The sequence below is a fragment of the Pseudomonas sp. xss_2 genome (assembly GCF_043104195.1).
Taxonomy (GTDB): Bacteria; Pseudomonadota; Gammaproteobacteria; order Pseudomonadales; family Pseudomonadaceae; genus Aquipseudomonas; species Aquipseudomonas urmiensis.
Map to the genome: position 1 here is coordinate 23,105 of NZ_JBICKL010000051.1, position 20,652 is coordinate 43,756.

General features: G+C 61.5%; 23 protein-coding genes. 14 read left to right on the forward strand and 9 right to left on the reverse strand.

Annotated features, from left to right (window positions below; genetic code table 11):
* Nucleotides 1-352: 352 nt before the first annotated feature.
* Nucleotides 353-1,237: a DMT family transporter gene (locus ACF8K2_RS12635; RefSeq protein ID WP_186557448.1), complete on the reverse strand. Its 885-nt coding sequence runs from the start codon at nucleotides 1,235-1,237 to the stop codon at nucleotides 353-355.
* A 286-nt stretch (nucleotides 1,238-1,523) separates the two neighbouring features.
* Here ACF8K2_RS12635 and aceK point away from each other — a divergent pair, with 286 nt between their 5' ends.
* Nucleotides 1,524-3,242 carry a bifunctional isocitrate dehydrogenase kinase/phosphatase gene (gene aceK / locus ACF8K2_RS12640; protein ID WP_186557447.1) on the forward strand — a complete coding sequence of 573 codons (1,719 nt, stop codon included), beginning with the start codon at nucleotides 1,524-1,526 and terminating at the stop codon, nucleotides 3,240-3,242.
* Between the two features lie 15 nt (nucleotides 3,243-3,257).
* Here aceK and ACF8K2_RS12645 read toward each other — a convergent pair whose 3' ends face one another.
* A complete protein-coding gene (locus ACF8K2_RS12645; RefSeq protein ID WP_186557446.1) occupies nucleotides 3,258-4,127 on the reverse strand; it encodes a DUF6279 family lipoprotein in 870 nt (289 codons plus the stop codon).
* On the opposite strand from ACF8K2_RS12645, the gene ACF8K2_RS12650 reads away from it, so the two are divergent.
* From ACF8K2_RS12650 to ACF8K2_RS12660, 3 genes are all read left to right on the forward strand, one after another.
* Complete coding sequence (locus ACF8K2_RS12650; RefSeq protein ID WP_186557445.1) at nucleotides 4,126-4,275, forward strand: hypothetical protein; 150 nt, start codon at nucleotides 4,126-4,128, stop codon at nucleotides 4,273-4,275. The genes ACF8K2_RS12645 and ACF8K2_RS12650 overlap by 2 nt on opposite strands.
* Before the next feature lie 125 nt (nucleotides 4,276-4,400).
* Entirely contained in the window at nucleotides 4,401-5,417 is a 1,017-nt protein-coding gene (locus tag ACF8K2_RS12655) for a hypothetical protein (RefSeq protein ID WP_186557444.1), read from the forward strand.
* A gap of 126 nt (nucleotides 5,418-5,543) precedes the next feature.
* The gene (locus tag ACF8K2_RS12660; RefSeq protein WP_186557443.1) at nucleotides 5,544-6,380 is read left to right on the forward strand and encodes a S1 RNA-binding domain-containing protein; all 837 of its coding nucleotides are present in this window, start codon (nucleotides 5,544-5,546) and stop codon (nucleotides 6,378-6,380) included.
* On the opposite strand, the gene ACF8K2_RS12665 is transcribed toward ACF8K2_RS12660, so the two are convergent.
* Nucleotides 6,381-6,761 (reverse strand): hypothetical protein, encoded by a 381-nt coding sequence (locus ACF8K2_RS12665; RefSeq protein ID WP_186557442.1) that lies wholly within the window; start codon nucleotides 6,759-6,761, stop codon nucleotides 6,381-6,383. It abuts the gene before it with no gap.
* 162 nt (nucleotides 6,762-6,923) lie between these two features.
* Entirely contained in the window at nucleotides 6,924-8,396 is a 1,473-nt protein-coding gene (locus ACF8K2_RS12670; RefSeq protein ID WP_186557441.1) for a nitrous oxide reductase family maturation protein NosD, read from the reverse strand.
* 243 nt (nucleotides 8,397-8,639) lie between these two features.
* Here ACF8K2_RS12670 and ACF8K2_RS12675 point away from each other — a divergent pair, with 243 nt between their 5' ends.
* The 3 genes from ACF8K2_RS12675 to def all read left to right on the forward strand — a co-directional run bounded on the left by ACF8K2_RS12675 (nucleotide 8,640) and on the right by def (nucleotide 10,481).
* Nucleotides 8,640-8,819, forward strand: coding sequence for a CsbD family protein (locus ACF8K2_RS12675; RefSeq protein ID WP_186557440.1), 180 nt, complete (start codon nucleotides 8,640-8,642; stop codon nucleotides 8,817-8,819).
* Between the two features lie 166 nt (nucleotides 8,820-8,985).
* Nucleotides 8,986-9,945, forward strand: a complete 960-nt coding sequence (locus ACF8K2_RS12680; RefSeq protein WP_186557439.1) for a YihY/virulence factor BrkB family protein — start codon at nucleotides 8,986-8,988, stop codon at nucleotides 9,943-9,945.
* Nucleotides 9,945-10,481: a peptide deformylase gene (def, locus tag ACF8K2_RS12685; protein WP_186557438.1), complete on the forward strand. Its 537-nt coding sequence runs from the start codon at nucleotides 9,945-9,947 to the stop codon at nucleotides 10,479-10,481. Before ACF8K2_RS12680 ends, def begins: the two co-directional genes overlap by 1 nt.
* Here def and ACF8K2_RS12690 read toward each other — a convergent pair.
* Nucleotides 10,436-10,885, reverse strand: coding sequence for a GNAT family N-acetyltransferase (locus tag ACF8K2_RS12690; RefSeq protein WP_392465122.1), 450 nt, complete (start codon nucleotides 10,883-10,885; stop codon nucleotides 10,436-10,438). The genes def and ACF8K2_RS12690 overlap by 46 nt on opposite strands.
* Nucleotides 10,886-11,206: 321 nt before the next feature.
* Between ACF8K2_RS12690 and ACF8K2_RS12695 the strand changes: the two genes are divergently transcribed.
* Entirely contained in the window at nucleotides 11,207-11,464 is a 258-nt protein-coding gene (locus ACF8K2_RS12695; RefSeq protein ID WP_186557437.1) for a DUF2790 domain-containing protein, read from the forward strand.
* On the opposite strand, the gene ACF8K2_RS12700 is transcribed toward ACF8K2_RS12695, so the two are convergent.
* Entirely contained in the window at nucleotides 11,465-12,826 is a 1,362-nt protein-coding gene (locus tag ACF8K2_RS12700) for a PLP-dependent aminotransferase family protein (protein WP_392465124.1), read from the reverse strand.
* 77 nt (nucleotides 12,827-12,903) lie between these two features.
* On the opposite strand from ACF8K2_RS12700, the gene ACF8K2_RS12705 reads away from it, so the two are divergent.
* Nucleotides 12,904-13,857 (forward strand): threonine dehydratase, encoded by a 954-nt coding sequence (locus ACF8K2_RS12705; RefSeq protein ID WP_186557435.1) that lies wholly within the window; start codon nucleotides 12,904-12,906, stop codon nucleotides 13,855-13,857.
* A gap of 121 nt (nucleotides 13,858-13,978) precedes the next feature.
* The gene (locus tag ACF8K2_RS12710; protein ID WP_312155736.1) at nucleotides 13,979-14,617 is read left to right on the forward strand and encodes a LysE family transporter; all 639 of its coding nucleotides are present in this window, start codon (nucleotides 13,979-13,981) and stop codon (nucleotides 14,615-14,617) included.
* Here ACF8K2_RS12710 and ACF8K2_RS12715 read toward each other — a convergent pair.
* A complete protein-coding gene (locus tag ACF8K2_RS12715; RefSeq protein WP_392465125.1) occupies nucleotides 14,587-15,378 on the reverse strand; it encodes a helix-turn-helix domain-containing protein in 792 nt (263 codons plus the stop codon). The genes ACF8K2_RS12710 and ACF8K2_RS12715 overlap by 31 nt on opposite strands.
* 1,050 nt (nucleotides 15,379-16,428) lie before the next feature.
* On the opposite strand from ACF8K2_RS12715, the gene ACF8K2_RS12720 reads away from it, so the two are divergent.
* Genes ACF8K2_RS12720 through ACF8K2_RS12735 form a run of 4 tightly spaced genes read left to right on the forward strand, consistent with a single transcriptional unit; the run spans nucleotide 16,429 to nucleotide 18,995 of the window.
* Nucleotides 16,429-16,854, forward strand: a complete 426-nt coding sequence (locus tag ACF8K2_RS12720) for a nuclear transport factor 2 family protein (protein WP_186557716.1) — start codon at nucleotides 16,429-16,431, stop codon at nucleotides 16,852-16,854.
* Between the two features lie 57 nt (nucleotides 16,855-16,911).
* Nucleotides 16,912-17,256, forward strand: a complete 345-nt coding sequence (locus ACF8K2_RS12725; protein WP_392465127.1) for a YciI family protein — start codon at nucleotides 16,912-16,914, stop codon at nucleotides 17,254-17,256.
* An 18-nt stretch (nucleotides 17,257-17,274) separates the two neighbouring features.
* Nucleotides 17,275-17,757, forward strand: coding sequence for an SRPBCC family protein (locus ACF8K2_RS12730; protein WP_392465129.1), 483 nt, complete (start codon nucleotides 17,275-17,277; stop codon nucleotides 17,755-17,757).
* A complete protein-coding gene (locus ACF8K2_RS12735) occupies nucleotides 17,757-18,995 on the forward strand; it encodes an RNA polymerase sigma factor (protein WP_312153003.1) in 1,239 nt (412 codons plus the stop codon). The genes ACF8K2_RS12730 and ACF8K2_RS12735 overlap by 1 nt, the downstream gene beginning before the upstream one ends.
* 135 nt (nucleotides 18,996-19,130) lie before the next feature.
* On the opposite strand, the gene ACF8K2_RS12740 is transcribed toward ACF8K2_RS12735, so the two are convergent.
* Together ACF8K2_RS12740 and ACF8K2_RS12745 are read right to left on the reverse strand one after the other, a co-directional pair.
* On the reverse strand, nucleotides 19,131-19,601 hold the full coding sequence (locus tag ACF8K2_RS12740; RefSeq protein ID WP_264237072.1) for a MaoC family dehydratase: 471 nt from the start codon (nucleotides 19,599-19,601) through the stop codon (nucleotides 19,131-19,133).
* Between the two features lie 33 nt (nucleotides 19,602-19,634).
* Nucleotides 19,635-20,579 (reverse strand): lysophospholipase, encoded by a 945-nt coding sequence (locus ACF8K2_RS12745; protein ID WP_368973424.1) that lies wholly within the window; start codon nucleotides 20,577-20,579, stop codon nucleotides 19,635-19,637.
* Between the last annotated feature and the right edge of the window lie 73 nt (nucleotides 20,580-20,652).

Here is a 20,652-nt window from a genome sequence, read left to right on the forward strand (position 1 = left end):
TGATACGCGGTTTAGTGCATGAACAATGCCAGTTGTAGGAAAATTCTAATGTTAATTAAAAGTCTATATTTATTAATGGGTTAGTGTTTTTTGGCAAAGTTGCTATTGTTTTATATATGAAACATGGTTTTTTATGTGGCACAAATATGCACAGCAACTGCGCATCTGAATTGATCAATGCGAGGCAGTTGGGCATTTGCGGTAACGAGAGGAGAAAGGCTGGTTTCATGGGTGAAACGCAGGATGGGAAGGCGCGGGCAAAGCTCGCTCTTTAGCGTCAACCTTGAGAGCGGCGCTAGCCCTGTGGGAGCGGGTTTGCCCGAGAAGAGCTGCGAAGCAGCCCCAGGCACGATTACTGCGGCGTCTTTCGCGCCGGCTTGAGCACCAACCACAACGCCAAGCCAATCAACACCCCACCATACAGGTGGCCCATGGACAGCGATTCGTCCAACAGCCACGCCCCCCACAGCACGCCAAACACCGGAATCAGGAAGGTCACGGTACTGGCCTTGACCGGCCCAATCTCGGCCAGCAAGCGGAAATACAGAATGTAGGCAAACGCCGTGCACAGCAGGCCCAGGCCCAGCAGCGACAGCCACACCTGCCAGCCACCCCAGCTGGCCGGCGGTTGGCTCAGGGCGCTCCAGGCGAACAGTGGGGTCATCATCAAGGTGGCGCCGAGCATGCTGCCCAGCGCCGACAGGCGGCTGTCCAGCCCACTGATCCAGCGGCGGGCGAGGAACCCGGCAAAGCCGTAGCAAGTGGTCGCCGCCAAGCAGGCCAGCGCCCCTTGCAGCAGGGCCAGATCCAACGCCACTGGGCCAGCACCACTGAGAATGCCGACGCCGAACAGGCCGAGGAAGATCCCGCACAGCTTGAGCACGGTCATCGGTTCGCGGAAGAACAAGGCGCCAATCAGCACGCCCATCAGCGGCGTGGTGGCGTTGAAGATTGCCGAATAGCCCGCCGGTAGCACTTGTGCTGCTACTGAATAAAAGGTGGCTGGGATCCCCGAGTTGATCATCCCCAGCACCAGGCAGGCGCCGAGTTTGCCGTTGAAGTCCCAGCGCACCCGCGCCACGGCGAGGATGGCGATCAGCCCCAGGCAGGCGATCGACACCCGAAAGAACGCGGTCGGCACGGTGCCAAGCTCGGGGGCGATGATGCGCATGAACAGAAAGCTCGCGCCCCAGACGGCGGCAAGGGTCAACAGGCGGGCAAGGGCGATGGGGCTCACAACGGTCTCCGGCAACAGGGCAGGGCGGCAGTGTACGGCACGGGGCTGAGCGGTTCTTGTGCTTTGTTGCTATGTATATCTGTGATTTTGAGGGCGCTATCGGGGGGCAAGCCCGCTCCCACGCCATTCTGCGCGGCGAAGAGCGTGGTGCCAGTTTCCACGCCACATCCCAGCCTGCACAGCGCATACGTGGGAGCGGGCTTGCCCCGCGATAGTGGCCTGGAGTTCACCAAACAGGCGCAGAGTGGCTAAGCTCAGCGCTTGAACCCCGCGCGGAGGCTCTTGTATGACCCAGCACTGGCCGGCCAGCGAGATCGCCCGGATGATCCTCGATGGCTTCGACAACTACCGCGAGCACTTTCGCCGCATCACCCTGGGTGCCCGCGAGCGCTTCGAGCAGGCGCAGTGGCAGCAGATCCAGCGCGCTGCCGCTGCGCGTATCAATCTGTATGAGTCGAAGGTGGGCGAGGTCAATGGCTGGTTGCGCGATGCCTTCGATGAAGACGTGTTGCTGGACGTCGAGCAGTGGCCGTTGGTTAAGAGCGCCTACATCCGCCTGATCGATCCGCGTTTGGACGATGAGCTGTCCGAGACCTGGTACAACTCGCTGTTCTGCAGCCTGTTCAGTCACGACCAGATCAGCGATGGCTGCATGTTCATCCACACCACCCGGCCGGCGATGCGCAGCCACGAGCGTGCGGCACAAACCCGAACCTATCGACTCGGTGAAGGCGGCCTCAAGGGGCTGCTGCGGGCGCTGTTCGCGGATTACCCGTTCAGCGTTGCCTATGGCGACCTGGAGGGTGATCTGGTACGGCTGGAGGAGCAGTTGCGCGACTGTCTGCCGGATTGGGTGTGCAAAGACCCGGCGCTGGCCATCGAGCTGTTCTCACCGGTGTTGTATCGCAACAAAGGTGCCTATCTGGTCGGACGCCTGTATACCCAGGATGAGCAGTGGCCGCTGGTCATCCCGCTGTTGCACCGCGAGGGGCATGGCATCGAGGCCGATGGCTTGATCACCGATGAAGCCGAGGTGTCGATCATCTTCTCGTTCACCCGCTCGTACTTCATGGTCGATGTGCTGGTGCCAGCGGAGTTCGTCACTTTCTTGAAGCGCATCTTGCCCGGTAAGCACATTGCCGAGCTGTATACCTCGATCGGGTTCTACAAGCATGGCAAGTCGGAATTCTACCGGGCATTGATCAACCACCTGGCCAGTACCGACGACCGCTTCATCATGGCGCCAGGGGTGCGTGGCATGGTGATGACGGTGTTTACCCTGCCGGGCTTCAATACGGTATTCAAGCTGATCAAGGACCGCTTCTCGCCGTCGAAAACTGTCGACCGCGCCACGGTGATCGACAAGTATCGCCTGGTGAAGAGCGTCGACCGAGTCGGACGCATGGCCGATACCCAGGAGTTCGCCGATTTTCGTTTTCCGCAGGGCAAGTTCGAGCCTGAGTGCCTGGCGGAATTGCTCGAGGTGGCGCCCTCCACCGTGGTGTTGGAAGGCGATACGGTGCTGATCCGCCACTGCTGGACCGAACGGCGCATGACCCCGCTCAACCTGTATCTGGAGCAGGCCAGCGAAGCCCAGGTGCTGGAGGCGCTGGAAGATTATGGGTTGGCGATCAAGCAGCTGGCTGCGGCCAATATCTTTCCCGGTGACATGCTTCTGAAGAACTTTGGCGTTACCCGCCATGGCCGTGTGGTGTTCTATGACTACGACGAGATCTGCTATCTGAGCGAAGTGAATTTTCGCCATATCCCGCCGCCGCGCTACCCGGAAGATGAGATGTCAGGTGAGCCGTGGTATTCGATTGGCCCCCACGATGTATTTCCTGAAGAGTTTCCGCCGTTTCTGTTTGCCGATATCGGCCAGCGCAGGTTGTTCAGCCGTTTGCATGGCGAGTTGTATGACGCCGATTACTGGAAGGGGCTGCAGGCGGCGATCGAGGGCGGCAAGGTGATCGATGTGTTTCCGTATCGGCGTAAGCAAAGGTAATTAGCTGACAGTCCATTAACCTTTCAAACACTTGAGCTCACTGAAGCTGGTGCGCACCTTGACCAACCGCTCCTGTAAGTACTGGCGCTGGGCAGGGCTGCTTTCGCGCATCAAGTCGACCAACAAGCTACGCGCTTGCAACTCGGAGTTCTGAAACGCGGCGCGATACTCCGGCGTCCACAGACTTTCCTTACGTTGCAGCAACTGCGCCAGGCGCGGTTCGAAGTTGGGCGTGGCACGCTGCTCCATGGCCAGCACCAACTGCTGCTGCCAGTGGGCGCGGTTGGCGATCCACTGGCGGTTCTGGTCGCCCAGGGCCTGCGCCCAACTCATGACGCGCTGGCGTTGGGCCGCGTTGAGCTCTCCCAGCCAGGGTGTCAGGCGTTTCTCCATGCGGTTGGCGCGGTTCTGGATTTGCTTGGGTAGTGGCGTTTCGACGTATTTGCTCTGACGTTCGCGGATATCCTCCCTGAACGCCTGACGCATCTCCTCGACTTGCGCATCGTTCATGCCGCGCAGCAGCTCGGTGGCCGATGGGGTGATCGCCTCGGTGACCCGAGCAATCGCCTGGCGCGCTTCGGCGGTGCGCTGCTGCAGGGCTTGATCGGTGACTTGGTCACGGGCGACCATCTCGCGCATCTTGTCCAACCAGTCCAGATAGCCTGGCAGTTGGGTCTTGCAGTGCCAGGCCAGGTGCTGCTGCAAGCGCTGGTCGAGCCAGGTTTTTTGCTCGCGGTTCATGTCCAGGTAGTCGCCCAGCGACCACGGCACCAAGGTGTCGAGGTTGCGATAGGCCAGGTCGATGCGGCTGCAGGCGACGACGGCCACGACAACACTGAGGCCGATCAAGATAGGGCGCAGGGCTTTGGTCAGGCGCTTGAGCATGAGCGAATCCTTGCTGAAGACTGGCCAGGGTGTAGACGCGCCGGTGCCCGTGGCGGTTCCTCTGGATCAATCCCCGGTGGTCGTTGCTGTCACTATAGATCCGGCCACCGTGATTGGCGCAGTGATTGATCAGTGCAGGGATTTCTGACCGGCGTAGGCCCCTATCCAAGCGCTCGTCTGGAGGCTCTGGGCCGGATATGGCATCATGCCGAGGTTTGGCGTGTAGCCAACGCAAAGCATTGGTACCTGGGTTTTATGCAACCGAATCACTTGTTGTACTTCTTGTACGGTAAAAAAAGTATTTATCGGCAAGAAGCGCAGTTCAGCATCCTGTCCGCCCTACGTCATCAGACCCATCGCGAGAGCTTCAGCATTACCGTGCTTACTGATCAGCCACAGGCATTGGCTGGCTGGCCGGTTCGCGTGGTGGCATTGGATGAGGCGACGCTCGCCGACTGGATGGGCACTGCAGGGTATGTTCATCGCCGCAAGGCCTGTGCCATTCGCCTGGGTCTGGAGCTTGCGCGCAAGTCTATTTTCGTTGATACCGACACCATTTTCCTCCGCGATCCGGCCGCGCTGTTCGAGCGTGTGAGCGATGATCAGTGTGTGATGGATCAGTTCGAGTTCCTCTGGCGCGAAGCATCCAAGCGCAAGGATTACACCGGGCTGGTCAGCCAACTAGCGGCCAGCGGCGGTACTCCGCCCGCCAGCCTGCGGTTGTATAACAGTGGCATTTGCGGGATGACCGCGCAGGGTGTGGCACAAATGGATCAAGCCATTGGCCTGATCGACCAGTGGGCGCACCTGCACACTCAGTTGCATACGCTGGAACAGATTGCCGTTTCATTCGTGCTGGCGGACAAGCAGGTAGCTGAGGCACGCGACTGCGTGCACCACTACTATTCGCAGAAGGACTACCACCACGCGATGCTGAAGCTGTTTTTCCAGACGCATGGGGAGCACTTCAGTCAGGCCTTGGTGGAAGCGTCAGGCGAGGTGCCAAGCCATATACCGCCCCTGGGCCTGGTCGACAGGGTAGCCAACAAGTGCAAGCTGTGGCGGTTGCACCCAGACCTGCGCAAGATCGGCAGGTATTACCTGCTGGGCCGCACGCCTCGCCCTGGCGCTTATCTGAAGGCTTGTCGAGAAGTGTGGTGGGGCAAGGCCCTGGCGGCACTCGACAAGCAGCAGCCGAGTCAAAAGAAGCGGGCTCAGTTGGAAAAATTATGGGGGCAGGACCGGGATTTTCGTGCATTTGCCGAGCGTCGGGCCAAACTGGCTGACTGACTGCGCTGGCGAACACGCGCTCAGCCTGCACCTTTCACCACGCATATCAGCCCTGGCCCCGTGGCCCGGGCATCAATCGACAAGGCGTCCACTGACTGGGTGCCTTGTGATGAGGGTTTTTCACACATGGCTCTACTTGGGCGCTACAACAGTCTGCAAATCGTCAAACATGTCGAATTCGGCCTTTACCTGGATGGCGGCGCGGATGGCGAGATCCTCCTGCCGCGGCGCTACATTCCCAAGGATACGCCGACCGAGCTCGACGACTGGCTCAACGTGTTCATCTACCTGGACAGCGAAGACCAGTTGATCGCCACCACCGAGAAGCCCAAGGTGCAGGTCGGCGAATTCGCCAGCCTCAAGGTCAAGGACATCAACGGCGCCGGTATCTTCCTCGATTGGGGGCTGAGCAAAGACCTGCTGATGCCGTATTCCGAAGAGCAGCAGCCGCTGAAAATTGGCGATTACTGCGTGATCCACGCCTACCTGGACAAACGCACCCGGCGCATCACCGCCACGGCGCGGCTGGACCGTTACCTGGACCGCACCCCGGCCGAGTATGCGGTGGGCCAGCCGGTCGAGCTGCTGGTGGCGGGCGAGACGCCGATGGGCTTCAAGGCGATCATCAACAACCGCCATTGGGGCCTGATCCACAAGAACGAGGTGTTCAAGTTCCTGCGCTCGGGCATGCACGAGAAGGGTTTCATCAAGGAAGTGCGTCACGACGGCAAGATCGCCCTGAGCCTGCAGCCGGTCGGCCAAGCCCTGGCCGATACCCTGCAAGAGCAGATCATGGCGCGCCTGGAAGCAGAAGGCGGCACCCTGGCGGTGTGTGACAAGAGCGATCCGCAGCTGATCAGCAAGCTGTTCAACGTCAGCAAGGGCAACTTCAAGAAGGCCATTGGCGCGTTGTTCAAGGCGGGCCGGATCGTCATCCATGACGATCGCATCGAACGGGTCTGATCAGACCTGCACGAACGGGCGGAAGTCCAGTTGCTCGCCGCCCGGGCGGGTGTCGCGCAACAGTGAGTCGCGGTCGGCGCTCAGCGCCAGGCTGATGGTCGAGCGACGCTTGCCGGGCTTGCGCACTTCCATTTGCTCTTGATGGGCGCGCAGGAAGTTGATCGGCACCTTCAGGTGCTGCAGCTCATCGGATTCGGGGGTGTGCAGCAGCAGGTTGACCCAGTCGGGCTGGCCTTTGCGCAGCAGCGCCATCGGCACCTCGAACCACCACAGGTTGCGCTTGGTGTCGAGAATGGCGAACAGGGAGTTGTCGCTGTTGAGCACCGGCCGGGCCAACGCTTGGTTGCGCCGGGCGATGGCGGTGGGTTTGTCGAGTTTCATGCAGGTTCCTGCGGGTTGACGCTTGGATGACCTGACATTGTGCGGGGTGGCAGGAAACCGAGCAAGGCATACCGGCCGTTTCGCGGGCAAGCCCGCTCCTGCGCTACCTTTCAGCTCTGGGTGGCGTGGGAGCGGGCTTGCCCCGCGATAGCGTCAGCCGCCTTAGCGCTTTAACGGCTGACTCAACTCCGAAGTGGCCCCATCAGCAGTCGTCACAGTCGCGGTAAAACTGTGCAACCCCGCGGCATTCTCCAGCAACTGGGCAAACTGCGCCCGCCCATGTGCATCGCTGTTGACCAGCACTTCCCCCAGGAACTGCTCCGCTTCCGTGGCGTGGGCAGTGGCATTGCCGAACAGCTCGATGCGCAACAGGCTCGACGCAGGCCCCTGCACCTCGCCGCGTACCACCTCATTACGCAAGGCGGTCAGCCTCGGTGGCTGCTGGTTGTGATTAGGCAGCGGCTGGCAAGGCTTGGGCTCACCCTTGGCGTCACAGATGATCGCTTGCTCGGCCTTGGGCAAATCCGCCCCGACGCCGCGCGAACCGACATACAGTGCATGGGCCTGGGCCGGCACACCGAAGATGATCGCACCGGTGCGCTGATCGGCGACACACGAGCCGCCCGCCTCGCAGCGGCGAATGTCCTGGCTGTTGGCCCAGATGCGGTTGGCGGTCAGGCGCGTGCGGGTAGTGTCTGGTTCCGGGCGCAGGGCCACGCCGATGCGGTTACCGTGGATCAGGTTGCCATCGAGGATATTGCCCTCGCCGGTCACGCTGACGCCGATGGAGTTGCCGCTGAAGGTGTTGGCACCCAGGTAATTGCGCTTGCCCCAATTGATCTGCAGGCCGTCGGAGTAGTTCTCGAAGCGGTTGCGCACCACGCTGTTGTCGTTACCCAACAAGATTTCGATGCCTTGCGAGGGTTCAGGATTGGCCGCGGTCGAACGGAACAGGTTGTCGGCCACCAGGTTGAACGCGGCACCGCGGGTCAGCTCGAGGCCGTCGCCGTTGTCGATCAGCTGGTTGCGCAAGACCTTGTTGTTGTTCGTGGTTGTGGCGGTGGGGTTACCGGCGCCGTCATCGCCGGTGAGCATGATCCCGGCGCCGCCTTTGTTGGCAACGATGCGGTTGTCTTCGATGACGTTGCCGCTGGCGCGGTTGACCAGGATGCCAATGCAAAAGTTACGCACCTCCAGCCCGCTGATCTGCACCCCTTGCGTGTCGCGCAGGACCAGCCCTGGGTGGGTGGTGGTGCGCACGTTGGTGCCGAACTGGCCGGGCAGGGCGCCAGGGCAGGTGCGGACGCCTTGGTCCTTGATGTAGCCGGAGCCATCGATGGCAATGTACTGGCCGTCGCGTGCCCAGGAGAGGCCGGTGATGCGCACCGGGCCTTTGATTTCAGGCAGGGCGCGGTTGGGCTTGATGACATAGGGCGGCTGACCGACCGCCGCGATGTCGATCTGGTAGCGGCCAGGGTTTTCATTGTTGGTCTCGATCGCCCAGCGCAAGCTGCCGGGCTCACCGTCATCGGCGTAGCGGTCGACCTGCAAGGTTTGCGGGGTAATCTGGGGCGTGGCCAGGGCCGGTAGGGGAAGCAGCGGCAGCAAGGCTGCCAGCACAGGCATTAAGCGCATGGGTGCGGGATTCCAAAACTGTTGTTGTTATCAATGGGCCACCTGCGGTGGGCGGCCGTTTGCAGGGATTCTAGGGAAGCTGTACCCGCTTGCGCAGGCAGTGCGGCTGAATCGGTGCGGTATTCGCCCGCTGATTGCCGTTGGGTGGGCGATCAGCAAATCAATTGAAACTCTGGCCAAGGGGCATGAGTCGATCCTATGTCGACACGTTTTCTCGTGTCTTTGCCTCAAGGAGATTTCCCCATGAGTGGCACCAAAGACAAAGCTAAAGGTTTGGCCAACGAAGCGGTGGGTAACATCAAGCAGGGCGTTGGCAAGGTCACCGGTAACGAAAAGCTCAAGGGCGAAGGCAAGGCCCAAGAGGTCAAGGGAGAGATTCAGCAAAAGGTTGGCGAAGTAAAGGATGCCGTGAAGAAGCCTTGACCGACTGCCGTGTAGGAAAACGGCTGCCTATAGGTGGCCGTTTTCTTTTTGTGCGGCAATGAGCAGCAACGGCGGGCGCGTGGTCTATTAGACTTGCATGCAATCAACAAGGCCTGCCCGGGTAGTCGGCCTGCCCCAAGATGATCGAGCGGCGAAAGGAGACGCTATGATTTTCCCTGCCCTGCAAGGCCTGCCCTTGCACCGTGTGTTGGTGCGTACCGTCAGCGAGTTTCTCGATGACGAGATGTCCACCTATGCGTCCGCGCTGGCTTACCAGATGCTTTTTTCGCTGTTCCCGTTCCTGTTGTTCCTGATCGCCCTGATCGGTTTCCTGCACCTGCCAGACTTTTTCTCCTGGCTTCGCTTGCAGTCCGAGCTGGTGCTGCCGCCGCAGGCGCTGGAGCAAGTCAATCCGGTGATCGATCAGTTGCAGCAGTCCAAGGGCGGCCTGCTTTCAGTCGGTATCGTGATTGCCCTGTGGACCGCTTCGGCCGGTGTGCGGCTGATGATGAGCGCGATGAACGCCGCCTACGACGTGCCAGAAGGCCGGCCGGTCTGGAAGCGCATTCCGCTGTCGATTTTCTATACCGTCGGCATCGCCGGCATGCTCCTGGCCGCCGCCGCCTTGATGGTCTTGGGGCCGCAGGTAATGGAGTGGATCGCCGCGCAGATCGGCATGCAGGAGTTCATCGTCACCGTGTGGACCATCCTGCGCTGGCCGGCGATCATCGTTCTGATGATGGTGGCGGTGGCGCTGATCTACTACGTCATGCCGGATGTGAAACAAAAATTCCGCTTCATTACCCCAGGTTCGGTGCTAGCCGTGGTGGTGTGGATCATCGCCTCGCTGGGCTTTGGCTACTACGTCAAGACATTCGCTGACTACAACGCCATGTATGGCAGCATCGGGGCGATCATCGTGCTGCTGCTGTACTTCTATATTTCTGCCGCCGTACTCTTGCTCGGTGCCGAGATGAATGCGGTGATCGAACACATGTCTGCCGAAGGCAAGGATCCTGGCGAGAAGGATTTCGACGGCAGCAAGCCGCAGGAAACCATCACCGTGCTCGGCCATGAGCATCCTGCCGCAGCCGAACCCCACCAGACCCGTGAGCCGAACCCCTGATGATCCGTGACATCCTCAAGATGGGCGATGAACGCCTGCTGCGCATTGCCCCACCGGTGCCTGAGCACATGCTTGGCAGTGCCGAGTTGAAGCTGCTGATCGACGACATGTTCGAAACCATGCGCCATGTTGGCGGTGTCGGCCTGGCGGCGCCGCAAATCGGTATCGATCTGCAACTGGTGATCTTTGGCTTCGAGCGCAGCGAGCGTTATCCGGATGCCGAGCCGGTGCCCCAGACCATTTTGATCAACCCGCTGATCACCCCGTTGGGGACCGAGATCGAAGAGGGGTGGGAAGGTTGCCTGTCGGTGCCAGGCCTGCGCGGGGTGGTGCCGCGCTACAAGCACATCAGTTATTCAGGGGTCGATCCCCAGGGCAATCCGATCGACCGCTTTGCCGATGGCTTTCACGCCCGGGTGGTTCAGCATGAGTGCGACCACCTGATTGGCCGGCTGTATCCGTCGCGGATCCAGGATTTTTCCAAGTTCGGTTATACCGAGGTGCTGTTCCCCGGGCTTGACGTCGCCGACGACTGATTGCGCACCATCGCCAGCAGGTTCTTGCTGCGCTGGTAGCGCGCCAGGCGCATGGCCAGGGCCTCTGGCAGGTTCTGGCAAGGGCTGAAGCCCAGGCGCAAGTAGAACGGCAGCAGATCAGGGTGACAGAACAGCCAGGTAGGGCCGCCGGTCTGCGCCAGGGCGGCGTCGATCAGTTGGCCTGCAACCCCACGGCCGCGCCATTGCGGGTGGACCAACAGCCCGGTCAGCCAATGGCCTTGAGCAACCGGGGTCAGGCTCATGCCGGCAATGATTGCCTGCGCTCGCGCTACCCACAGCTGGCCCTCGGCGGCTGCGCGCATACGTGTGCCGTGTTGCTTGTAGAAGTGGTCGAGCAAGCGTCGCTGTAGGCCGGTCAAGGGGGTGAATTGGAGGGGGGGCATGGTTTTCCTGGGTGTCAGTGCTGGCCTGGTCGCGGGATGAGGCCGGCATTGAATACAATTGGAGCTGCTCTAAAACGCGGTTTTCAGCCTATCAGGTCGGAGTATTTTGTCGCAGATTGTTGCAAATCGCGCAAGGGTGATTGTCCGACTGCGGGGTTCAACTATTGCAGACCAGGCGTAAAATTCAATCATCCCCCCAGCAGTACGACATAGCGGGATCGGTACTTCGTGTCATCTTCGCAGTTGATGACAACTTCTCCGCGCCATTGACGGCATATTGAAGTCAATCGATCAGCTTGATTGCCTTGAAGGCCACACTCCATGAAAGCATTACTGATTCTTGCATTGGTCGGTATGTCCTCGTTCGCCCTCGCCGATGAGGTCCAGCCTGTTTCCAGCCAGTCTGTCGTCGAGCAGTACGATTACTCAACCAACCTCGACATCAAACGCGTGATCAGCCTGTCGACCATCCCCAATGTCTGCGAAGTGGTGCCTGCCACCATGACTTACGAAGACCATCAGGGCCACGTCCACACCATCCAGTACCGCGCCATGGGTGAAGGCTGCAGCCAGGGCTGATCAGCCCAGCCCCAAGGCCTGTCGCACGGCTTCCAGCCCTTGTTTGAGTTGTGCCCGGCTGGTAGCCGCCGACAGACTGATGCGCACGGCCTGCACTTGTTCGACGCCAATTGCGAAGACACTCGCTGGCACCACCTCTACGGCGCGTTCACGGCATTTGCGCACCACCGCTTCTGCGCTTTCGCCGGTGGCGACCCAAATATGCGGTGAAGGGATAAGGCCGTTGACCAGCGCCTCGCCCAGCAGACTACGCGCCAAGCGCCAACGCACTTGAATTTCTGTGCGATTGCAGGCCAGGCGGCGTGCTGCAGTGCCGTCTTCTAGCCACTGACCGGCGATGCGCAAATTCAAGGGTGAAACTGGCCAATGGGTGGCTTGGCTGTGCGGATCGATCTGCGCCAGCAGCGCTGGACGGGCAACGATCCAACCCAGGCGCAGACCGGCGGCGACGGTTTTCGACAGGCTGCTGATGAGGATGCCCTGGCCATCGAGCAAGGGGTACAAGGGCGGTTGATCGGTCAGCGCGCCATACACGTCATCCTCGACCACCAGCAACTTGTGGCGCTTTACCACCTCGGCGATGGCCTGGCGCCTGGCGGCGTCCATGCAACTGCCGGTGGGGTTGTGCAGGGTCGGGGTGATCACCAATAGCCGCGACCCACTGGCGCGCGCCACGCGGTCCAGCTCATCCGGACGCAGGCCGTGCTCATCCAGGGCCACCCCGTGCACCGGCAGGCGCAACTGGCGACAGGCGGCCTTGATGCCGGGGGCGGTCAACGCCTCGACCATCACCGGCGCGCCATCGGCACACAGCGATTGCAGCACGCAGCCCAGCGCCTGCTGCGCGCCCCCACACAGCAGCAGTTCATCGATCGCCAGCGTCAGCCCGCGATTGGCCAGCCAGCGCGCGCCGTGCAGGCGGCCAAGGAGCAATTGCTCGGCGTCCAGATAATGGTCGAGGAGTTCACTGGCACCCTGATCGAGCAGGGCGCGCAGGCTGTGCTGCAGATCGTGGCTGTGCGGGTCGACCACTGGCACATTGGTCGACAGGTCGATCACCTGCTGCTGTGCGTCATGCCGCTTGAGGCGAAACAGCGTCGCCTCCTTGCTGCCCGCCAGGACATAGGTGCCTCGGCCCACTGCGCCTGCGACCAGATGGCGCGCGGCAGCTTCGCGATAGGCTTGCTGGGTGGTGCTGGGGTTGAGCCCCAGTTTCCAGGCCAGGCGCCGCTGCGGTGGCAGGCGCTCACCGACTCTCAATTCGCCGCGCTCGATCGCCTCGGCAATCGCCTCGACCAGCGCCAGATAGCGCGGCTGGCCATTCTCAGCAAGGTTGGGAATCCACACGAAATTGCTACCCATGCAATATATCGATTTACCCATACAATGCCCTGCGCCTAGGATCGGATCAACCTCAGCCCCGATGAAGGATGATCGCCATGTTCGACCTGCCTGCCCTGCGTGAAGCCGCCGCCTTCGTGCACCAGCATGTTCCCGCCACCGCTCAGCACGCTTGGCCTTTGCTGGCCGAGCGGGTGGGCTGCAAGGTGTGGGTCAAGCACGAGAACCATGCCCCTACCGGTGCATTCAAGGTGCGTGGCGGGTTGGTCTATGTGCGCTCGCTGCTGGCCAGCGGCAAGCCGCCACGCGGGCTGGTCACGGCTACCCGCGGCAACCATGGCCAGAGCATGGCGCTGGCCGCGCGCCAGGCGGGTATCCCATTGGTGATCGTGGTGCCTGAGGGCAACTCGCGGGAAAAAAACGCTGCCATGCGCGCGCTGGGCGCCGAGCTGATCGAGCATGGGGTGGACTTTGACGTGGCTCGCGAGGAGGCTGCCAGGCTGGCCGCTGAGCTTGGCTACGAGATGGTGCCGTCGTTCCACGCTGAACTGGTGCGCGGCGTGGCGACGTACGCGCTTGAGTTGTTCGAAGCAGTGACGGATCTCGATTGCGTCTACGTACCGATCGGCATGGGCTCAGGGATCTGTGGCCTGATCCAGGCGCGCAATCTGCTGGGGTTGAAGACGCAGATCGTGGGCGTGGTGTCCAGCGCTGCCGATGCCTATGCGCAGAGTTTCGAGCGGGGCCGGATCGTCACCACCGCGACGGCCGATACCTTTGCCGATGGCATGGCGTGCCGTGTACCTCACCCGGATGCCTTCGCTCTGATCCGCGAACATGCGGCGCGGATCGTGCGGGTCAGCGACGAGGAGATTGCCCAGGCCATGCGCATTTACCACGAGACCACCCATAACACCGCTGAAGGCGCAGGTGCCGCCGCTCTGGCAGCGTTGCTCCAGGAGCGCGACAGCCAGCAGGGCAAGCGGGTGGCGGTGGTGCTCAGTGGGGCGAATATCGATCGCCAGCGTTATGCACAAGTGCTGCTGGATTAAGCCGGCAGGGAGTGGCGCTGCGCGTTAGCGTGTAGAAGGTTTCGGCATCAGCAATTTGTTCCAATACAATTTGCCGTATCTTCCGTTAGATAGCTGCTTGCCCTTTCGTAGTCGAGCCCCCATGCCTTTTTCCAATGGTTTTCTCCTTAGCCTGTCCCTGTGCCTGGACATCGGCATTGCCAATATCGCCATGATCACCCTGGCCATGCAGCGCGGCTTTGTTCAGGGTTTCTGGCTGGGGCTGGGCACCTGCGTGGGTGATTTGGTCTATGCCGTTGCAGCGCTGGCGGGGATGACGGTGTTGCTGCAGTTCGAGACTGTGCGCTGGGTCTTGTGGCTGGGCGGCTCGGTGTTGCTGGTGTGGTTTGCCGTGAAGATGCTGCGGGCGGCCTGGCGCGGTGGGCACATGGATGGCCGGGCCGAGGTGGTGGTGGAGTCGGGCTGGCGCGAGTTTTTGCGCGGGATCTTCCTGGCCATGTCGTCGCCCAGCGCGATTCTCTGGTTCGCCGCAGTGGGTGGGGTGCTGATCTCCCGTTCAGGGGCCGGCAGCATGCTGGATGCGGGGTTGTTTCTCAGTGGCTTCTTTGCCGCTGGGTTGCTCTGGTGCGTGAGCCTGTGCGGCATTGCCAGCCATGGCGGGCGTTTGCTGGGGGATCGCTTGCTGACCTGGTCATACCTGCTGTCGGCGGCGATCTTCTGCTACTTCGCGGTGTATGTGATTGTCTCGGGTTATCGGGAATTCATCCTGGTCGCGGCATAGCACTGCGGGGTAACGCCGTGTACGCGGCGATAGGCGGTGATGAAGTGGCTTTGGTCATAAAAGCCCAGGTCCAGCGCGACGTCTCGCGGGTGTAGGCCGATGCGCAAACGGCGCCGGGCTTCGATCAGGCGCAGTTGCATGTGGTACTGCAAAGGCGCCAGGCCGGTGGCCTTCTTGAAGCAGCGTACGAAATGGTACTTGCTCAGGCCGGCCGCTTGCGCCAGTTGATCGAGTTCCAGGCGCAGGTCCAGGTGCGCGCGCATCAAGGCCAAGCTGTTGGCGATGGCAACAGAGTGTTCTGCTGGTGATTTCGATGGTTGCTCCAGCAGTTGGGCGAGTACCAGTAACAGTGCTTGTTCGCGCTGATCATCAGGCGCCTGGGCCAGTTCGAGCAAGGCGCTGAACAGGGCAGGGTGGTGCAGGATGCCCTGCTCGAAGCTGGGCGGTTGGGAGGTCGAGCGTAGGTTGTTGTCGCCGATGACCTGGCTCATGGCTTGGGTGCTGAGGTGCAGGCTGATGTACTCGACGCCTCCTTCAGCGAACTCCGAGGCCTGTATTGCCAGTGGGTTGTAGAGCGTGACCTGGCCTGGGGGGACTTCTAGTTCGCGGCCGTCGAGCCAGATCTGTTCCTGGCCGCTTAGGTTGGCGCCCAGTACGTATTCGTCATGGGTGTGCCTTGCGAAGTGTGCGCTGCCGTTGGCTCGTACCCATGAGAGATCGAGCTGCGGGGAGGCGTGCAGGGGTTCGCAGGTCAATGGCATGGGGACTTCCTTGGTGGGTGGTGTAACGCTAGCGGAGCTGGGGTTGGGGGGCAATGCTGGATTTGGTGTTCTGGTGTTCTGGTGTTCTGGTGTTCTGGTGTTGGGGGCTTATCCGTTTTTTGGGGTGCTGCTAATGGCCCCTTCCGCCCTTACGGCGGGTCACTTTTTGGCAAACGCCCCAAAAAGTAACCAAAAAGGTCTGCGCTCCACCATCCGGCCCTCCGCTGCGCTACGGGTCCCTTCGCGCCGGCGCCTTCCGGGCCCGCGCGGCCTACGATTTGCTGCGCAAATCTACATCTCGCGCCTTCGGCTGCGCCGAAGGGTGCTGGCGCACCTGGCCCTACAGGCACCTCTGCTCAGCCTCCTGAAGTCGCGAATCTGCGGCGCCTGGACTTGCGCGCACGAAAATCAAGAGCAGCGAATCGCTACGCTCTCGCCAAAGCCAAAGCCAAAGCCAAAGCCAAAGCCAAAGCCAAAGCCAAAGCCAAAGCCAAATTTTGATTTTTCTGCTGTGTTGTTTGTTCCGGCCTCTTCGCGGGCTTGCCCCGCGATGGCGTCCGACTATCCACCACATCTGGCACTATCGCCAGATAACGCCAGCCCAGTCGCCGCCACTAACTTCGCGACTTCAGGAGGCCGAGCGTAGGTGTCTGTAGGGCCAGGTGCGATAGCACCCTTCGGCGTAGCCGAAGGCGCGAGATGTAGATTTGCGTAGCAAATCGTAGGCCGCGCGGGCCCGGAAGGCACCGAAGCGAGGGAACCCGAAGCGCAGCGTAGGGCCGGATGGTGGAGCGCACGGCTTTTGGTTACTTTTGGCCACGACCAAAAGTGACCCGCCGTAAGGGCGGAAAGGTGACTCAGCGCCACCCTCGCCAATGGATATGCTCAAACCTCTAAAAGCCCAAGCCCAAGCCCAAGAACCTCCAAGCCCAAGCCGCGAAAAAACAATTCCCAACCAACCTGTCGATTTCTCCCAAGCCCATTCGACCAACCATGAAGCCCCAGCAACCACCTACGCCAAGCACTCATGACCTATCGGAGAAACCACAGATGAACAGCGCAGCCGAAACCGAAATCCGCCAACTGATCGACACCTGGATGCAAGCCGTCCGCGACCGCGACCTAGACGGTATCGCCGCCCCTTACGCCGACGACATCCTCGCCTTCGACGCCATCAAAGAGCTGCAATTCAAAGGTAAGGCCGCCTACCGCGCCCACTGGGAAATGTGCATGAGCTTCTGCACCGGCCCGATGGTGTTCGAGATGGAACAACTGACCATACATGCCGACGGTGACCTGGGCTTGGCCCATTGGCTCAATCGCTGCGGCCCGTCGGATGACCAAAGCCAGTGCGGCTTCATGCGCGCCACGGTCGGCTATCGTCGTAGCGGTGGGCAATGGCAGGTGATCCACGAGCATTGGTCAGCGCCGTTCGACATGGAAACCCAGAAAGCCCTGTTCGACCTCAAACCTTGAACTGAAAACCCCCGGGTTTATCGCCAAACGCACTGTGCGCAAGCGCTGGAGACGACCATGAAATACCTGTGCCTGGTCTATTGTGACGAAGGGCTGCTGCACAGCCTGCCCGAGAGCCCGGAAGATGCCGAGTGCCTAGCCTACGCGGACTCATTGCATGGCTCCGGGCGGATGCTTGCGGCCGAGGCGCTCAAGTCGGTGCAGACAGCCACCACGGTACGCGTGCGCGCTGGCCGCATGAGCCTGACCGACGGGCCCTTCGCCGAGACCAAGGAGCAGTTGGCCGGGTTCTATCTGGTCGATGCTCGCGATCTAAATGAGGCGTTGAACATTGCCAAAGGCATTCCTGCCGCACGCGTGGGCAGTGTCGAGGTGCGCCCGGTACGCGAACTGCAACCCTGACAGCGGAGCACAATAACAATGACCGACGCCCAGCCTGGCCCGCAACACGAACTGTCCATCAGCCGCCTGATCGATGCACCTCCAGCCAAGGTGTTCCGCGCCTGGAGCGAACCCGAGTGGCTTATGCAGTGGTGGGGGCCGCACGGCATGACCACCCCCGAATGCGAGATGCAGCTGTGGGTTGGCGGTCTGTTCCGCACCCTGATGCGCGCCCCCGATGGCACTGAGTACCCTAACCAGGGCGTGTTCCTGGAGATCGCCGCACCGCGGCGGCTGGTGTTCACCGATGCCTTCGGGCCGGGCTGGGTGCCATCGGAGAAGGCTTTCATGACCGCTGTGGTGACGTTCGACGACGAGCTGGGCAAGACCCGCTACACCGCCCGTGCCTGGCACTGGAATGCTGCCGACTGCCGCGCCCATGAAGAAATGGGCTTTCATCAAGGCTGGGGAGAAAGCCTGGACCGCCTGGTGGAGGTGGTCACCCAGCGGATGCCTGATTGATGCTTGGCCCAGAGCGCGTACGTGAGCAAGTCGAGGCGGTCTATCGGCGCGACTCGCGGCGCATCCTGGCGACCCTGATTCGCCTGTTGGGCGACTTCGACCTGGCCGAGGAGGCCATGCACGATGCCTTCTTCATTGCCGTCGAGCGCTGGCAGCGTGATGGCATCCCGGATAACCCGCGCGCCTGGCTGGTCTCGACTGGGCGCTTCAAGGCCATCGATGCCTTGCGTCGGCGCATGCGTTTCGATCGCTCCCAGGCGGATTTGATCATGCTGCTGGACAGTGAGGGGCGTGATCCCAGTGAGGAGGAGTTACTCGCCGATGACCGCCTGCGGTTGATCTTCACCTGCTGCCACCCAGCCCTGGCGGCCGATGCCCAAGTGCCGTTGACCCTGCGCGAGGTGTGTGGCCTGACTACCGAGCAGATCGCCCGGGCATTTCTGCAGAGTCCGGCGACCATCGCCCAGCGCATCGTGCGTGCCAAGGCGAAGATTCGCGACGCAGGCATTCCGTATCAGGTGCCGGAGATGGCTGAGCTGCCTGAGCGTCTGGAAAGCGTGTTGCGCGTCATCTACCTGGTGTTCAACGAAGGTTACCTGGCCTCCTCGGGCGAGGATCTGGTGCAGCGCGAGCTGTGCGATGAAGCCATTCGCCTGGGGCGCCTGCTGGTTCAGTTGTTGCCCGACCCCGAGGTGCTTGGCCTGCTGGCGCTGATGCTGCTGCAAGCTTCGCGGCAGCGTGCGCGCAGCGATGCGCAAGGAGAGCTGGTGCTGCTCGACCAGCAAGACCGCAGCCTGTGGGACCGTCAGCAGATCGCCGAAGGCATCCAGCTGGTGGAGCAGGCCTTACGCAGTCGGCAGTTTGGTGGGTACAGCCTGCAAGCGGCGATCGCCGCAGTGCATGCCCAGGCTGAGCGGGCAGAAGACACCGACTGGCAGGAGATCGTCGGCTTGTATGACGTGCTGCTGCGGTATTGGCCGTCAGCTGTGGTCGAGCTCAACCGCGCAGCGGCACTGGCCAAACGCGATGGTGCGCAGGTGGGCTTGGTGGCGGTGCAGGCGATTCTGGATCGGGGGGAGCTGCGCGATTATCACTTGGCGCATGCGGCCAAGGCAGAGCTGCATGTTCAGTTGGGGCAGGTTAGCAAGGCGCGTGCTGCCTGGCAGCAGGCCCTGGCGCTTACCCAGCAGGGGCCGCAGCGGCGGTATATAGAGCGGCGGTTGAAGGCGCTGGAATGAGTGCAGGGGTGTCAGTTTTTGCCCTCATCGCGGGACAAGCCCGCTCCCACCTGTCCGCCCTATCAGGGAGGCGTGGGAGCTGGCGAAGCCTGCAATGATGGTCCGCACAGGCGCCAAATGACTCAATTCAGTAAATCAGCTGGCAACAAAATTCGGCGGCGAAACCAGGTCAACGGTCTGCTGCTTACGTGGCGCGAGGATCTCGGCCTCGCCCGATACCACCAGCTCATCTTTCTGGTTGTACACATTGGTGGCGATGCGGACCTTGAACTTGGGCAGCTTTTCCAGAATCTCCAGACGCACGGTCAGGGTGTCGCCAATCTTCACCGGCTTCTGGAAGCTCATCTGCTGACCCAGGTAGATGGTGCCCGGGCCAGGCAGGGTGCAAGCCACTGCCGCACTGATCAGCGCGCCGCTGAACATGCCGTGGGCAATACGCTCGCGGAACATGCTCTTGGCCGCGAACTCGGCATCCAGGTGCACCGGGTTGTGGTCACCGGACATCGCGGCGAACAGCTGAATGTCACGTTCTTCGACGGACTTCTCAAAGGTGGCTTTCTGACCCACTTCGAGGTCTTCGTAAGGGGTGTTGGTGACCTGGGTCATCAGGGCTTCCTTGTAGGCGGACGAGGGCGCATATCATTCACTGCGAGCAGGGCGGCCAAGGGCCAGCGCCTGTTCGAGCCAGCCGAGTATATCGGCGCAGACCTCGTCGCGATTGGTTTCATTGAGCAGCTCATGCCGCGCTTGAGGGTACAGGCGCAGCTGCACATGTCGATTGCCGGTCGCGCTCAAGGCGGCGGCCAGATCCTTGAGACGCTTGCCGGCACTGACCGGATCACATTCGCCGCCAATTACCAGGATCGGCAGGTTCGGATCGATCTGCGCCAGGTTACCCGGCTGGCTGATTTGCGCCAGCCCTTGCAGTAGATCGAGCCACAACTGGTTGCTGCAACGAAAGCCGCACAACGGGTCGGCGACGTACTTGTCGACCTCTTCAGGGTCGCGGCTGAGCCAGTCGAAGGCGGTACGGTTAGGCTTGAAGGCCTTGTTGAACGAGCCAAACGACAGCCACTCGATCAGCGCACTCTTGCCCATGGCACCTTGGCGCCAGGTTTCGACGCGGGCGATGGCCGCTGCCGTTCGATAGAGCGCTGGCGGCTGGAAATTCGAACCGCTGAGAATCGCCCCCTGCACACTGGCACTGTGATGCAGCAGGTAGGCCTGGGCAATGTAGCTGCCCATGCTGTGGCCGAACAGGAACAGCGGAGTCCCCGGATACGTCTGGCCGATGTGCTGGGCGAGCAGGCCGAGGTCGTTGACCACGGCATTCCAGCCATGATGGCGGGCAAACAGGCCCAAGTGGCCAAGCTCGGCGGTACGCCCGTGGCCGCGCAGGTCAGGGGCGAACAGGGCAAAGCCTGCCTCGCTCAGGGCATGACCCAGGCGGCGGTAGCGCCCAGCGTGCTCGGCCATGCCGTGGGCCAGTAACACCACGGCCTTGACCGGTGTGCTTGGCAGCCACTGATGGACGTACAGGCTGCAATGCTCGCTGGCAGGCAGCCAGAAGGCGTCATGGGGCATGGCGGGTCCTTTACGCGCGGGTTCGAGCACAGTTTATGCACAATCGGCCAAATTGCAGGAAGGGCACAAATAA